Genomic DNA, 14,265 nt, shown 5'->3' with positions numbered 1-14,265 from the left:
TCAAAACGTTACGACATCTTTGTGTTATCTTTAATTACGGCCCTGATGATTGTCAGGGCATCTCTGTGATTAAGGAGGAGCTTATGTCGTTAACCCTACGCGAAGCCAGTAAGGACACATTACAGGCAGAAAATAAAACCTGGCATTACTACAGCCTGCCGCTGGCTGCCAGAACGCTTGGGGACATTTCGCGTTTACCCAAGTCATTGAAAGTTTTACTGGAAAATCTATTGCGCTGGCAGGACGGTGACTCTGTCACCCTTGACGATATCCAGGCGCTGGCAGGGTGGCTTGAAAATGCCCATGCCGACAGAGAAATCGCTTACCGCCCGGCCAGGGTTCTGATGCAGGACTTTACCGGCGTCCCGGCCGTCGTGGATTTAGCCGCGATGCGCGAGGCCGTTAAGCGTCTCGGCGGAGATACGGCAAAAGTTAATCCGCTTTCCCCTGTTGATCTCGTCATTGACCACTCCGTAACCGTTGACCGCTTTGGTGATGACGACGCCTTTGGCGAGAACGTGCGCCTGGAGATGGAACGTAACCACGAGCGCTACGTCTTCCTGAAGTGGGGGCAGCAGGCGTTCAGCCGGTTTAGCGTGGTCCCGCCGGGTACCGGTATTTGCCACCAGGTTAACCTTGAATATCTGGGGAAAGCCGTCTGGAGTGAATTGCAGGATAAAGAGTGGGTCGCCTATCCGGACACGCTGGTGGGCACGGACTCCCATACCACCATGATCAACGGTCTGGGCGTGCTGGGCTGGGGCGTCGGCGGTATCGAAGCGGAAGCGGCCATGCTCGGCCAGCCGGTGTCCATGCTTATCCCGGATGTGGTGGGCTTCAAGCTGACCGGAAAGCTCTCTGAAGGTATTACTGCCACCGATCTGGTGCTCACCGTCACCCAGATGCTGCGTAAGCATGGTGTGGTGGGCAAGTTTGTCGAATTCTACGGTGATGGTCTGGATTCGCTGCCGCTTGCCGACCGCGCCACCATTGCCAATATGGCGCCGGAGTACGGCGCAACCTGCGGCTTTTTCCCCATTGATGATGTCACGCTTGAATACATGCGCCTTAGCGGGCGCAGCGAAGAGCAGGTCGCACTGGTGGAGGCGTATACGAAAGCGCAGGGCATGTGGCGAAACCCGGGCGATGAACCGGTCTTCACCAGCACGCTTGAACTCGATATGGCAAGCGTCGAGGCGAGCCTCGCCGGGCCGAAACGTCCGCAGGATCGGGTTGCGCTGAGTGACGTGCCAAAAGCATTTGCTGCCAGCAATGCGCTGGAAGTGAACGTGGCGCAGAAAGACCATCGCCCAGTCGACTATGTTCTGAACGGACATCAGTATCAGCTTCCGGATGGCGCGGTGGTTATTGCCGCCATTACCTCCTGCACCAACACCTCGAACCCCAGCGTATTAATGGCGGCCGGTTTGTTGGCTAAAAAGGCGGTAGAGCTTGGGCTAAAACCTCAGCCATGGGTCAAGGCCTCGCTGGCACCGGGTTCCAAAGTGGTATCGGATTACCTGGCGCAGGCCAAACTGACGCCGTACCTTGATGAACTGGGCTTTAACCTCGTGGGCTACGGCTGTACGACCTGTATTGGTAACTCCGGTCCACTGCCTGAACCCATTGAAACGGCGATTAAGCAGGGTGACCTGACGGTAGGCGCGGTCCTTTCCGGTAACCGAAACTTTGAAGGGCGCATTCACCCGCTGGTGAAAACCAACTGGCTCGCCTCGCCGCCGCTGGTTGTGGCTTATGCCCTGGCAGGGAACATGAATATCAACCTGGCGACCGACCCGATTGGCCACGATCGCAAGAATGACCCTGTCTACCTGAAAGATATCTGGCCATCTGCACGTGAAATTGCGCTGGCCGTTGAAAAGGTCTCAACCGAGATGTTCCGCAAAGAGTATGCGGAGGTCTTTGAAGGCACGCCGGAATGGAAAACCATTAACGTTGTGGGCTCAGATACCTATGACTGGCAGGATGACTCGACCTATATTCGTCTGTCGCCGTTCTTTGATGAGATGCTGGCCGAGCCTGCGCCGCTTAAGGATATCCACGGCGCGCGTATCCTGGCGATGCTGGGAGATTCCGTCACAACCGACCATATCTCTCCAGCGGGGAGCATCAAAGCCGATAGCCCGGCTGGCCGTTATCTGCAAAGCCGGGGCGTCGAACGCCGCGATTTTAACTCCTACGGCTCGCGTCGCGGCAACCATGAAGTCATGATGCGCGGAACGTTTGCCAACATCCGCATTCGGAACGAAATGGTACCGGGCGTGGAAGGGGGCATGACGCGCCATCTGCCGGGAACGGAAGTCGTGTCGATTTATGATGCGGCGGTCAAATATCAGCAGGAAGGTACGCCGCTGGCGGTGATTGCCGGGAAAGAGTACGGTTCCGGCTCAAGCCGCGACTGGGCGGCGAAAGGTCCGCGCCTGCTTGGCGTTCGGGTGGTCATCGCCGAATCGTTCGAACGTATTCACCGTTCGAATCTGATCGGCATGGGGATCCTGCCGCTTGAGTTCCCACAGGGCGTGACGCGTAAAACGCTGGGCTTGACCGGGGAAGAGCAGATTGAGATTCGCGGTCTGCAAAACCTGCAGCCGGGTAAAACGGTGCCGGTGACGTTAACGCGGGCAGACGGGAAAACCGAGGTGCTGGATTGCCGGTGCCGTATTGATACGGCAACCGAGCTGACCTACTACCAAAACGACGGCATTTTACATTATGTGATTCGTAAGATGCTGGATTGATGAACGAGCCCGGCACGCGTGCCGGGCTCATACTGCTGACAAAGTGCTTAATGTACGTTTCGCCCGGCGGCGCTACGCTTGCACGTGCCTACAAATAACAGTAGGCCGGGTAAGCGCAGCGTCACCCGGCAAAAAACGGCTAAGTTGTTGATAACAGGCTTTGTCATCAATTTCAGGTAGCATCACTCTTTCAGCAGATGGCCCATTTTGGCGGCTTTGGTATCCAGGTAGTGGGCGTTTTTCGGGTTACGGCCGACAATCAGCGGTACACGCTCGACGATGTTGATCCCCGCTTCGGTCAGGATCTCCACTTTTTTCGGATTATTGGTCAGCAGGCGAACTTCGTCCACGCCCAGCAGCTTGAACATATCGGCGCACAAGGTAAAGTCGCGTTCGTCAGCCGCAAAACCAAGCTGATGATTTGCTTCAACCGTATCGTAGCCCTGATCCTGAAGCGCGTAAGCGCGGATTTTATTCAGCAGACCAATATTACGACCTTCCTGACGGTGATAAAGCAGCACACCGCGGCCTTCTTCTGCAATATGAGACAGGGCGGCTTCCAGCTGGAAACCACAATCACAGCGCAGGCTGAACAGCGCGTCGCCGGTAAGACACTCTGAATGGACGCGGGACAGCACCGGCGTCTGTCCTGAAATGTCGCCATACACCAGCGCGACATGATCCTGTCCGGTTGCCAGTTCTTCAAAACCCACCATCAGGAAATCGCCCCATGGGGTTGGCAGTTTGGCTTCTGCCACACGTTTAAGCTGCATGTGATTCTCCAGAGTAGGCTGACACGTTTCGTGCCTTTGCCCTGTTTTGCTTTCTGTATCAGATCATTTTGCCACAAGCTCAGCAGGTTCGCCTAATGGGCACCATGCTATATGAACGTTAAACGCACGATCCGACATATCCACCCGGTGGATTAATTTCAGTTATGATTGTGATGCTTAGCGAAAAAGGAGAAGACATGCTTTCAATCGCCAGACGTACGGCAGCAGGTGCGGCCATTTTACTGATTATGCCCCTGGCCGTATGGCTTTCAGGCTGGATGTGGCAGCCCGGGCAGAACGCCACGTGGCTGAAAACGTTATACTGGATTACGGAAACGGTCACCCAGCCGTGGGGAATTATTACCCATGTGCTCCTCTGCGCCTGGTTTCTGTGGTGCCTGCGCTTTCGTCTGCGCGCGGCGCTGATGCTTTTTGCTATCCTCGCTGGCGCTATCCTTGTCGGTCAGGTCGTGAAGTCCTGGGTTAAAGATCGCGTTCAGGAACCGCGTCCTTTTGTCGTCTGGCTGGAAAAAACGCATCATGTTCCGGTGGATGAGTTCTACAATTTAAAGCGTAAAGATCGCGGTGCGCTGGTGAAAGAACAGCTTGCGGAACAGCAGGATATCCCGAAATTCTTGCGTCAACACTGGCAGAAAGAGACCGGATTCGCGTTTCCTTCCGGTCACACCATGTTTGCGGCCAGCTGGGCGTTGCTGGGGGTTGGGCTGCTTTGGCCAAGGCGTCGAACGATCACTATCGTGATTTTACTGGTCTGGGCGACGGGAGTCATGGGCAGCCGCTTGCTGCTGGGGATGCACTGGCCGCGGGATCTGGTCGTCGCCACGCTCATCTCATGGCTGCTGATCGTGCTGGCGACCTGGCTCACTGAACGATTCTGCGGCCCGCTCACACCACCGCCGCAAGAGAAAGAAGAAATTGCCGAAAGGGACCAAACGGACGCCTGACGGTTGATAAACCGTATTTTGCCCATAGATAGATGACTGGCGCGTCACTTTTTCCGTTTCGCGCCCGTCGCTAAAATGATAGTTTATAAGGCTGATTGCGGTGAGTTGAACACACTTTATTCGCTTGAACCACATAACGGGAAGTAATGTGAAATATTTACTCATTTTCTTACTGGTATTGGCGATTTTTGTCATTTCAGTCACGTTGGGTGCACAAAACGATCAGCAGGTGACGTTTAACTATCTGTTGGCTCAGGGTGAGTATCGCGTCTCGAGCCTGCTGGCGGTCTTATTTGCTGCCGGCTTTGCTATTGGCTGGCTGGTTTGCGGTCTGTTCTGGTTGAAAGTCCGTGTTTCTCTTGCGCGCGCTGAACGTAAAATTAAGCGACTCGAAAATAACATTGCCCCTGCGTCTGACATCCCGGAAAGCTCTGGCGTGCCGGTCGTGAAGGAATAATCGACTATGCTGGAGTTGTTGTTTCTGCTTTTGCCTGTAGCCGCAGCCTATGGCTGGTATATGGGCCGCAGAAGTGCGCAACAAACAAAACAGGATGAGGCCAACCGACTCTCCCGCGACTACGTTGCGGGGGTGAACTTCCTCCTGAGCAATCAGCAGGACAAAGCGGTAGACCTGTTCCTCGATATGCTGAAAGAGGATACGGGGACGGTTGAAGCGCATCTCACCCTGGGAAACCTTTTCCGCTCGCGCGGTGAGGTTGACCGCGCCATTCGTATTCACCAGACCCTGATGGAAAGCGCCTCGCTGACCTACGATCAACGACTCCTTGCGGTGCAACAGCTGGGGCGGGATTACATGGCTGCGGGGTTATACGATCGCGCTGAAGACATGTTCGCGCAGCTGGTGGATGAAACAGATTTCCGCATCGGCGCGCTGCAACAGCTCCTGCAGATTTATCAGGCCACCAGCGACTGGCAGAAAGCCATTGATACGGCTGAACGTCTGGTGAAGCTCGGTAAAGATAAGCAGCGCGTTGAGATAGCCCATTTCTACTGTGAGCTTGCGCTTCAGCAGATGGGCAATGACGACATGGACAAAGCCATGGCGCTGCTGAAGAAAGGCGCCGCCGCGGACCGCAACAGCGCGCGCATCTCCATCATGATGGGGCGCGTCTTTATGGCGAATGGCGACTACGCCAAAGCCGTTGAAAGCCTGCTGCGGGTTATCGACCAGGACAAAGAGCTGGTCAGTGAAACGCTGGAAATGCTGCAAACCTGCTATCAACAGCTGGACAAGCAGGAAGAGTGGGTGGCTTTCCTGCGTCGCTGCGTGGAAGAAAATACCGGCGCCACCGCGGAACTGATGCTCTCAGACGTTGTTGAGCAGTATGAGGGAAGCGACACCGCGCAGGTTTATATTACGCGCCAGCTGCAGCGTCATCCGACCATGCGGGTTTTCCATAAGCTGATGGATTACCACCTGAACGATGCTGAAGAAGGGCGCGCCAAAGAGAGCCTGATGGTGCTGCGCGACATGGTTGGCGAGCAGGTGCGCAGCAAGCCGCGCTATCGCTGCCAGAAGTGTGGTTTTACCGCATATACGCTCTACTGGCACTGTCCTTCCTGCCGCGCCTGGTCCACCATCAAGCCAATTCGTGGCCTGGACGGGCAGTGATTTTTTAAAAGCCTTCACTTTAGTTACAACATACTTAAGGCTTTTAGCACTGTCTCAACACCGTGCGGTTTGCCGGCCTGGCAGACGCGTAAATGGACCCTGTCAATTTGCGGCGTCGGCAGGTAGAATGCTGGCCGTTTATCTGTTCCGCGCCGCTGCGCGCCCATAGACGAAAAGGGCTGGTCATGACGTCTGTTACATCCTCCACTTCCCGCGTAATTACGGATTCTCCTGTTGTTGTTGCGCTTGATTACAATAAGCGTGACGCCGCACTGGCGTTTGTCGACGGCATCGACCCTCGCGACTGCCGTCTGAAAGTTGGCAAAGAGATGTTCACGCTGTTTGGACCGCAAATCTTACGCGATCTGCAGCAGCGCGGCTTTGACGTTTTCCTCGATCTAAAATTCCATGATATCCCGAATACCACGGCGCACGCGGTTGCCGCAGCCGCAGAGCTGGGCGTATGGATGGTCAACGTCCATGCATCGGGTGGGGCAAGAATGATGACCGCTGCCCGTGAGGCGCTCCTGCCGTTCGGTAAAGACGCGCCGCTGCTGATCGCCGTCACCGTGCTGACCAGTATGGACGAAAGTGATTTACGCGACCTTGGAGTGACATTGTCACCTGCGGAACATGCCGAACGTCTCGCGCGCCTCACGCAGCAGTGTGGCCTGGATGGCGTCGTCTGCTCCGCGCAGGAAGCGGTACGTTTCAAATCAGCGCTGGGCAAGGATTTTAAACTGGTTACGCCAGGCATCCGTCCTGCAGGCAGCGAAGTGGGCGATCAGCGTCGCATTATGACGCCTGAGCAGGCGCTTGATGCTGGCGTTGACTACATGGTCATCGGGCGTCCGGTGACGCAGTCTGCAAACCCGGCGGAGACGCTTAAGGCTATCAACGCATCGCTGAAGAAGGGGGCGTAATGACCGATTCCAACAGCCGTCTGGTCTATTCAACCGATACCGGGCGTATAGACGAACCAAAAACGAAAGTGGAACGTCCGAAGGGGGACGGCATCGTTCGTATCCAGCGCCAGACCAGTGGACGAAAAGGGAAAGGGGTTTGCCTTATCTCCGGTATTGATCTGGATGATGCAGAACTGACAGCGCTGGCGGCCGAGCTGAAAAAGAAATGTGGCTGCGGCGGTGCAGTGAAAGACGGCATTATTGAAATCCAGGGCGATAAGCGCGATTTAATAAAATCACTGCTGGAAGCCAAAGGCATGAAAGTCAAACTGGCAGGCGGCTGAAATAAATGAGCCACGGCAAATGCCGTGGCTCGTGTTATATACGTGCGTATGTCAGACCTGAAATGCGTTCAAAAATCGCATTACCGGGGAAGGCTTAGATAATTATTATTTGCCAACCTGGTGACCGATAATACCACCGACAGCAGCGCCACCTAATGTACCCAGCGTACTACCATCCGTTAATACTGCACCACCGAGAGCACCGGCACCGGCACCAATCGCGGTGTTACGATCACGTTTAGACCAGTTAGAGCATGCGCTCAGGGACATTGCTACAGTGATTGCCAGAACAGCGGCGGCTAATTTTTTGCTGGTTAAGGTCATAATACTTTCTCCTGAATTATCGATTCACGGAAAGATGTACACGTTAAGTATAGACGAATCGAATACTTAATTCTGTTCTCCGTGAAAGCTGGTCGCGCAGGCGTTACGTAATCACGCAGGTGATAGTCACTTCCTGTTATATCGCTAACATTAATTTTACGACTTTAATGCAGCTTAAACAGGTAAAAACTCTTAAAGAAGTACCAGGAATCATCTCAGAGAAAGAAGGGCGTTTGCGCCCGAAATTCGGGCGCGGAGGGGACTCAGGCGGTCGTTTTAATAATATTGACGATCAGCCCGTCATCTTCCAGTTTATTACGGTGCACGTCGCTCAATCTTTCGTCGGTAATCACGCGGCTAAAGCGTGAAACGGGGCCCATCGTATAAGGGTGAACGGCGCCAAATTTAGAGCTATCGGTGAGCACAATTGCTTCACATTCTTTTTCCAGCACGGCATTCACGACGTCGGAGCGCATCATATCCCGGCCGGTAAAACCTGTCTCCGGCTGCCAGCCGTCAATCCCGATAAAGGCCTTGCTGAAATGCACCTGCTGGACGTACTGACGGGTCAGCGGGCCAACCATGCTTTCGCTTTTTTTCTGGTAAATACCGCCGAGCAGAATCACCTCGCAGCGCGTCTCTTTGAGCAAATGCGCGATATAGCTGCTGACGGTGATGATAGTAACGTCCTTTTGATCGGCAAGCGTGCGCGCCAGAAGGGCATTACTGCTGCCGTTTTCAATAAAGACGGTCTCGCCGTTGTTCACCAGGGACGCGGCAAATTCCGCCAGTTCACGCTTGAGCGCGTAGTTGTTCATCATGCGCGTCTCAACGTCATCACTGTCCAGCGGGACAGCATAGCCGTGCGCGCGACGCAGGTAGCTCTGTTTTTCCAGCAGATTAAGATCCTGACGGATGGTGACTTCAGAAACGCCGGTGGTTTTAGCGAGATCGACTACGCTTACGCGTCCCTGATCGATGACCATCTGCAAAATGAGTTGTTGTCGGGAATTCATAGCATCCATTTAATAAAGCGAAACGAGGTCGGAGACGGTGGGAGTCAAACTTCCCACGGCGCTTTTGGCTGTCCGTTTTCTGGCGCATTGTCAGCACCATGCTGAGCAAGAAGTTCAGACTTCAGGATCTCAAGATTACGGATAGCAGAGTGATAATCGCCCGCCACCAGGATATCCAGCACGGTATCAATTCGTTGTGCTACAGCTTGTGCGTCAATAGTCGACATAATCTCACCCCAGGCGCGAAAAGTTAATATTTTCAATGATGCAGAAATTAGGTTCAAAAGAGAAGGGAAAAAATGCAATAACTAAATTACTTAAACGGAAGTGATAAAATTATTCCCCTTCATACAGCGGGCTTATTGAGTGGATTAGTCTAAAACTGCGCGCAACGCGCTTTTTTATAGGAGGAATTAGACTATGACAGTTATCAATCAGCCTACCTGCACACTGTTTACCGATACTGAACGGTTCACGCAGCTGTCAGGGTATTACGAGGCGGAGCGGCATACCGTCTGGATGATGCTGCGGGCTCAGCCACGGCCTTGCTTTAACCATGCGTTAATTGAAGAGATCATGAACTTTTCATGGTTGGTTCGCCAGTCTGGTTTTGCGGTTGATTTTTGGGTAACCGGATCGCTGGTTCCCGAGATGTATAACGTGGGCGGCGATCTGCAGTTCTTCGTTGAGTGCATTCAGCATGGTCGACGTGAAGCGCTACGGGCCTATGCGCGCGCCTGCGTTGATTGCGTCCATGCGGCCTCGCGGGGGTTTGACACGGGGGCCATCTCTCTGGCCATGGTCGAAGGCAGCGCGTTAGGGGGCGGGTTTGAGGCCGCGCTGGCGCACCATTTCGTTCTGGCGCAGCGCGATGCCCGTTTAGGTTTCCCCGAGATTGCGTTCAACCTGTTTCCGGGCATGGGAGGATATTCCCTGGTTGCACGCCGTTCAGGTATGAAGCTTGCGGAGGAGCTCATCTACAAAGGCGAATCCCATACGGCTGAATGGTACGAACAGCACGGGCTGGTGGATGTCCTGTTTGAACCCGGACAAAGCTATGTCTCCACCCGAACCTTCATCGATACGCTGCGGCCAAAACTGAATGGCGTAAGGGCAATGCTGCGCGCCCGTACGCGCGTTCTGCAATTGCCTCGCAGTGAACTGATGGATATCACGGAAGATTGGGTTGATGCCGCTTTTTGCCTGGAGCAGAAAGATATCGCCTACATGGAGCGTCTGGTCACGCTGCAAAACCGCCATCACGCGGCTGGCCTGCGTAAAGCCAGTTAACGTTGATTTCGCGCTTGATATCGTTTTAGCCATCGCTCGAATGCGGCAGCGGGCATAGGCTTAGCAAACAGAAAACCCTGCCGTTCGTTGACGCCGTTCTTGGTCAGAAAGGCGTCTTCTTTTGCACTTTCCACACCTTCGGCAATCACCTGCAGATTTAACGCCTGCGCCACCGCGACGATAGCGCGCACCAGTGACTGGGAAATAGACTGCTTATGGATATCCCTGACAAAAGATTGATCGAGTTTAATGGCGTCGATCGGGAAGCGGGCGAGCTGCGAAAGAGAAGAGTAACCGGTGCCAAAATCATCCAGATGAATTTGCGCCCCGAGCCGGCTGAACTGCTGGATAACGGACAGCGCCAGTTCTTCGTTCTCGATAAGACAGCTTTCGGTTAATTCGACGTCGATAGGGCAGTATTCAAAATTCAGATCCTTCAGCGCCTGCTTTAAGTCGCTGAAGATAGTCTGGTCTGCCAGCTGTCGCGCAGAGACGTTCACCGCCACGCGCAGGTTTATTCCCTTATCACGCCATTTCGCCACCTGGCGAACCACATCGAGCATTACCCAGCGGCCCAGCGGCACAATCAACCCCGACTCCTCGGCATAAGAGATAAACTCCAGCGGCGGGATCAAGCCGCGTTCTGGTGATTGCCAGCGGACCAGCGCTTCAAGGCTTCTGACTTCTCCGCGCCAGGTTATTTTCGGCTGATAGTGGATCAAAAGCTGATCGTTATCGAGGGCCTTACGCAGGTTGGTATCCAGCCAGAGATACTCAAACACGCGCTGGTTCATCTCGGGCGAGAAGACGCAGAACTTGCCCCGACCGTTCTCTTTGGCGGTGTACATGGCGGTATCGGCGTTACGAATGACGCTTTCCCGGTCGTTCCCATGCTGCGGGGCGAGGGCGATACCCAGAGAGCAGCCGGTATAAACCTCAATCAGACCGATGCGGAACGGCTGGCGCAGGCGGGTTAAAATGCGCGATGCCATCGCCTCCAGAGAGCCCTGAGAGGTATTGGTGGCCATGACGATAAACTCATCACCGCCAAGTCGCGCCAGCACCTGCTCTTCATCCAGACAGCTCAAAATGGCGAGGGCGACAGCCTGTAACAGCTGATCGCCAAACATATGCCCGTAAGCGTCGTTAACCTTTTTAAAGTTATCCAAATCGAGATACACCACGCCTACCTGCGTGTCGCCGCGGTTGTCGATGGCGTCAGAAATCAGATCGTGGATCGCATTGCGGTTTGGCAAGCCGGTGATGGTATCGGTATTGGCCAGCACGCGCAGCCGCTCCTGAGCGCGGCGCTCCTCGGTAATATCAGTCCCGGAACAGATAAGGAAAATTTCATTTTTACCGCTGCCGCTGTGAACGAATTTGTTTCTGAACAGAAACAGCCGCTGCCCTTTACGCGTTTTGATCCAGCGTTCAACTTCGTAGGAGCTGCCGTTGCGAAAAAAACCGGTAATATTGCGCTTTGAGGCTGCCGCTTCGCTGCGGCTCATAAACAGCTTAAAGACGTTCTGGCCAATGACTTCTTGCTCTTTCAGACCGGTGTACTCTTCGCTAAGCCGGTTAAAACGCTGAATATTGCCGTTCTGATCGAGAATAACAATGACGGAGTTTGCCTCTGAGACAACCTGTTCCGCGAAAGAGAGCCCATGAGCCAGATCGCGCGCCACGGAGGGCGTATCGTTCCAGGCGGAAGCGGTACCGGCCCACTCGTTACGCGTAATTTTCCGTCCAACAAGGTGAACCGGAAGATCTTCCCCGAATAGCGAGAGCGTCATGGAAACGCTGGAGGTAATAACGGTTAAATGACGGATGAGATCGGCCTGATCGTCGTCCAGCGCAATCACCTGAGTGACATCGGCATTTTCACTGGCGGCAAGGTGCAGAGCATTGCTGTCAGCTGACAAGCGCCACCACGGGCTGTGAGTCCCCATGTAGCGAAACAGCAAATTCTGCTCCAGATCGTCCATTATGTTTTCTCCCGCAGCTGTTCATTAGCGCACAAATTATTCATTTGTTGTCGACTTTTTCGTTGAGAAATAGCGGCAAAACCGAAGTGAACCTGTTGTTTTTCCCTGCTTTCTTATATTAAAACGAGTCAGGTGAAAAAGGGTACTGAGCGTATTGAAATTCACGTAACCGAATATAACAACACTCTTTTACTGTAGATAATTATGGCGGTTTTGGGTGAAGGGATACTGAAAATAGTAAGGAAAAATAATGATTTTGTGGCGGGGATAAAAAGAAAAATTGTCGGCCCTTCCGGAAAGGAAATGACCGACAATTGAACCGGTTATCAGGCGACAGGACGCGCGATAATACTGCGGGTTTCCATGCGAACTTCGGCGATAGTGACGTCAATCACGTCGGTGACTTTGTAAACTGTTTCACCTTTAATTTGCACGGTACCGTTTTCCTGACTGCAGACCATTTCGTCACGAACCGCGTGCAGGAACGGCGCAGGAATAAACGCGACAGCACCGTTATCGACCAGACGGACGCGCATACCCCCGCGGCTGATATCGATGATCTCTGCGGCGAAACGGGTATCCGTTCCGGCTTTATCCTGCAGGAAGCGCGCGTACAGCCAGTCGCCAACGTCACGTTCCGCCATACGGTTCAGACGTCGGCGATCGGCCATCTGCAGGGTGGTGTCCTCCTGAGGGCGAGCAATGGTTTCACCTTTGATAATCGCTTTCAGCAGACGGTGGTTAACCATATCGCCATACTTACGGATCGGCGATGTCCAGGTGGCGTAAGCTTCGAGGCCGAGACCAAAGTGCGGGCCAGGCTCGGTGCTGATTTCCGCGAAGGACTGGAAGCGACGAATGCGGCTGTCCAGGAAGCCCGACGGCTGCGCGTCCAGTTCGCGGCGAAGCTTGCAGAAGCCCGGCAGCGTGAGCACTTCTTCCGGATCAACGTGCACGTCGTGATTCTTCAGCAGGGCCGCCAGCGCTTCGGTATTCGCCGGATCAAAGCCGGTATGGACGTTGTAAATGCCAAAGCCCAGCTTGTCACGCAGCACGCGTGCGGCGCAGATGTTGGCGGAGATCATCGCCTCTTCAACGATGCGGTTTGCAATGCGTCGCGGTTCGGCCACGATATCCAGCACTTCGCCTTTCTCACCCAGAACAAAGCGATAATCCGGGCGGTCTTTGAACACCAGCGCGTGAGTTTTACGCCACTCGCCGCGGTTGAGGCAGATGCGATGCAGCAGACGGATCTGCGCGGCAATGGCGTCTGATTCAGGTTTCCAGCTACCGGTATTTTCCAGCCAGTCGGAGACGTTATCGTAGGCCAGCTTGGCTTTTGATTCGATAGTAGCGGCAAAGAACTCGATATCGTCTTCAATCGCGCCATCTGCGGCAATGGTCATGCGGCAGGCAAGGACCGGGCGCACTTCATTTGGACGCAGCGAGCAGAGATCGTCTGACAATTCGCGCGGCAGCATTGGAATGTTGAAGCCCGGCAGGTAGTTGGTGAACGCACGGATTTTCGCCGCGTCATCCAGCTTGCTGCCTTCGGCAATCCAGGCGGTGGGATCGGCAATGGCGACGGTCAGATGCAGTTTGCCGTCGGCGCTCTCTTCAGCGTACAGCGCGTCATCCATATCTTCGGTGCTGGCGCTGTCGATGGTGACAAACTCCAGCGCGGTGAGATCGCGGCGCGTCAGACCTTCGTCCTGCATCTCGGTCGCTACGCCGTTCGGCGCTTCTTTTTCAAGATTGTGGCGTGCCAGCGTGACCCACCATGGCACGAAATGATCGGCGCCAAAGGTGATGAACTGGGTCAGCTCAGCATAAAAACCGCGATCGCCTTTCAGAGGATGACGGCGCATTTCTGCTACAGCCCAGTCACCTTCTTTAAAATCATGCTCAACGCCACGGGCGGCGCGGCAGGGAATGGCATCTTTCAGCAGGGGATGATCCGGCACGATAGAAAGACGATCGTCTTTTCTCTGCACTTTACCCACAAAACGGGTCAGGAACGGTTCGATCAGTTCTTCCGGCTCGGCAGACTCGCGATCCTTCTCGGTATGAATGACGGCCATGACGCGATCGCCATGCATCACTTTCTTCATCTGCGGAGGCGGAATGAAGTAGCTTTTTTGCGCGTCAACTTCAAGGAATCCAAAGCCCTTTTCCGTGGCTTTTACGACCCCTTCTGCACGCGGCGTCTGGGAATGCAGTTGCTGTTTAAGCTGCGCTAGCAGCGGGTTGTCCTGAAACATAATGTTCTAT

Annotated in this window: 13 protein-coding genes; 7 read left to right on the top strand and 6 right to left on the bottom strand. The window is 54.3% G+C overall.

Annotation, left to right across the window (positions count from 1 at the left end):
* The first annotated feature begins 83 nt into the window (after positions 1-83).
* Positions 84-2,759: an aconitate hydratase AcnA gene (acnA, locus tag V1587_RS14980; RefSeq protein ID WP_371898565.1), complete on the top strand. Its 2,676-nt coding sequence runs from the start codon at positions 84-86 to the stop codon at positions 2,757-2,759.
* A 182-nt stretch (positions 2,760-2,941) separates the two neighbouring features.
* On the opposite strand, the gene ribA is transcribed toward acnA, so the two are convergent.
* Complete coding sequence (gene ribA, locus V1587_RS14975; protein WP_008501210.1) at positions 2,942-3,532, bottom strand: GTP cyclohydrolase II; 591 nt, start codon at positions 3,530-3,532, stop codon at positions 2,942-2,944.
* A gap of 197 nt (positions 3,533-3,729) precedes the next feature.
* Between ribA and pgpB the strand changes: the two genes are divergently transcribed.
* The 5 genes from pgpB to yciH all read left to right on the top strand — a co-directional run bounded on the left by pgpB (position 3,730) and on the right by yciH (position 7,379).
* Positions 3,730-4,497 (top strand): phosphatidylglycerophosphatase B, encoded by a 768-nt coding sequence (gene pgpB / locus V1587_RS14970; protein WP_371898564.1) that lies wholly within the window; start codon positions 3,730-3,732, stop codon positions 4,495-4,497.
* Between the two features lie 148 nt (positions 4,498-4,645).
* Positions 4,646-4,954, top strand: coding sequence for a LapA family protein (locus V1587_RS14965; RefSeq protein ID WP_023312067.1), 309 nt, complete (start codon positions 4,646-4,648; stop codon positions 4,952-4,954).
* 6 nt (positions 4,955-4,960) lie between these two features.
* Positions 4,961-6,130, top strand: a complete 1,170-nt coding sequence (gene lapB / locus V1587_RS14960) for a lipopolysaccharide assembly protein LapB (protein WP_023335944.1) — start codon at positions 4,961-4,963, stop codon at positions 6,128-6,130.
* Positions 6,131-6,315: 185 nt separating this feature from the next.
* Positions 6,316-7,053, top strand: coding sequence for an orotidine-5'-phosphate decarboxylase (pyrF, locus tag V1587_RS14955; protein WP_395314407.1), 738 nt, complete (start codon positions 6,316-6,318; stop codon positions 7,051-7,053).
* Positions 7,053-7,379 (top strand): stress response translation initiation inhibitor YciH, encoded by a 327-nt coding sequence (gene yciH / locus V1587_RS14950; RefSeq protein ID WP_371898562.1) that lies wholly within the window; start codon positions 7,053-7,055, stop codon positions 7,377-7,379. Before pyrF ends, yciH begins: the two co-directional genes overlap by 1 nt.
* A 105-nt stretch (positions 7,380-7,484) precedes the next feature.
* Here yciH and osmB read toward each other — a convergent pair whose 3' ends face one another.
* The 3 genes from osmB to V1587_RS14935 form a co-directional block, all read right to left on the bottom strand.
* On the bottom strand, positions 7,485-7,703 hold the full coding sequence (gene osmB, locus V1587_RS14945; protein WP_008501216.1) for an osmotically-inducible lipoprotein OsmB: 219 nt from the start codon (positions 7,701-7,703) through the stop codon (positions 7,485-7,487).
* Positions 7,704-7,966: 263 nt separating this feature from the next.
* A complete protein-coding gene (locus tag V1587_RS14940; protein ID WP_063145057.1) occupies positions 7,967-8,719 on the bottom strand; it encodes a DNA-binding transcriptional regulator YciT in 753 nt (250 codons plus the stop codon).
* Between the two features lie 44 nt (positions 8,720-8,763).
* Positions 8,764-8,946, bottom strand: coding sequence for a hypothetical protein (locus V1587_RS14935; protein ID WP_371898561.1), 183 nt, complete (start codon positions 8,944-8,946; stop codon positions 8,764-8,766).
* A gap of 193 nt (positions 8,947-9,139) precedes the next feature.
* Here V1587_RS14935 and V1587_RS14930 point away from each other — a divergent pair, with 193 nt between their 5' ends.
* Positions 9,140-10,009, top strand: coding sequence for a crotonase/enoyl-CoA hydratase family protein (locus V1587_RS14930; protein ID WP_371898560.1), 870 nt, complete (start codon positions 9,140-9,142; stop codon positions 10,007-10,009).
* Here V1587_RS14930 and pdeR read toward each other — a convergent pair.
* Together pdeR and V1587_RS14920 are read right to left on the bottom strand one after the other, a co-directional pair.
* Positions 10,006-11,997 carry a cyclic di-GMP phosphodiesterase gene (pdeR, locus tag V1587_RS14925; RefSeq protein WP_371898717.1) on the bottom strand — a complete coding sequence of 664 codons (1,992 nt, stop codon included), beginning with the start codon at positions 11,995-11,997 and terminating at the stop codon, positions 10,006-10,008. The two genes, V1587_RS14930 and pdeR, sit on opposite strands and share 4 nt — an antisense overlap.
* Positions 11,998-12,320: 323 nt before the next feature.
* Positions 12,321-14,255: an exoribonuclease II gene (locus tag V1587_RS14920; RefSeq protein WP_126328714.1), complete on the bottom strand. Its 1,935-nt coding sequence runs from the start codon at positions 14,253-14,255 to the stop codon at positions 12,321-12,323.
* Between the last annotated feature and the right edge of the window lie 10 nt (positions 14,256-14,265).

The organism is Enterobacter sp. ECC-249, from assembly GCF_043965265.1.
Taxonomy (GTDB): Bacteria; Pseudomonadota; Gammaproteobacteria; order Enterobacterales; family Enterobacteriaceae; genus Enterobacter; species Enterobacter quasiroggenkampii.
The sequence above is the reverse complement of the archived record's forward strand: the minus strand, read 5'-3'. Positions and strand labels throughout refer to the sequence as shown.

Bases quoted from the DNA above. Each gene is read 5' to 3' on its own strand.
- acnA (WP_371898565.1), top strand. From the start codon at position 84: ATGTCGTTAACCCTACGCGAAGCCAGTAAGGACACATTACAGGCAGAA.
- ribA (WP_008501210.1), bottom strand. From the start codon at position 3,532: ATGCAGCTTAAACGTGTGGCAGAAGCCAAACTGCCAACCCCATGGGGC.
- pgpB (WP_371898564.1), top strand. From the start codon at position 3,730: ATGCTTTCAATCGCCAGACGTACGGCAGCAGGTGCGGCCATTTTACTG.
- lapB (WP_023335944.1), top strand. From the start codon at position 4,961: ATGCTGGAGTTGTTGTTTCTGCTTTTGCCTGTAGCCGCAGCCTATGGC.
- pyrF (WP_395314407.1), top strand. From the start codon at position 6,316: ATGACGTCTGTTACATCCTCCACTTCCCGCGTAATTACGGATTCTCCT.
- yciH (WP_371898562.1), top strand. From the start codon at position 7,053: ATGACCGATTCCAACAGCCGTCTGGTCTATTCAACCGATACCGGGCGT.
- osmB (WP_008501216.1), bottom strand. From the start codon at position 7,703: ATGACCTTAACCAGCAAAAAATTAGCCGCCGCTGTTCTGGCAATCACT.
- V1587_RS14940 (WP_063145057.1), bottom strand. From the start codon at position 8,719: ATGAATTCCCGACAACAACTCATTTTGCAGATGGTCATCGATCAGGGA.
- V1587_RS14935 (WP_371898561.1), bottom strand. From the start codon at position 8,946: ATGTCGACTATTGACGCACAAGCTGTAGCACAACGAATTGATACCGTG.
- V1587_RS14930 (WP_371898560.1), top strand. From the start codon at position 9,140: ATGACAGTTATCAATCAGCCTACCTGCACACTGTTTACCGATACTGAA.
- V1587_RS14920 (WP_126328714.1), bottom strand. From the start codon at position 14,255: ATGTTTCAGGACAACCCGCTGCTAGCGCAGCTTAAACAGCAACTGCAT.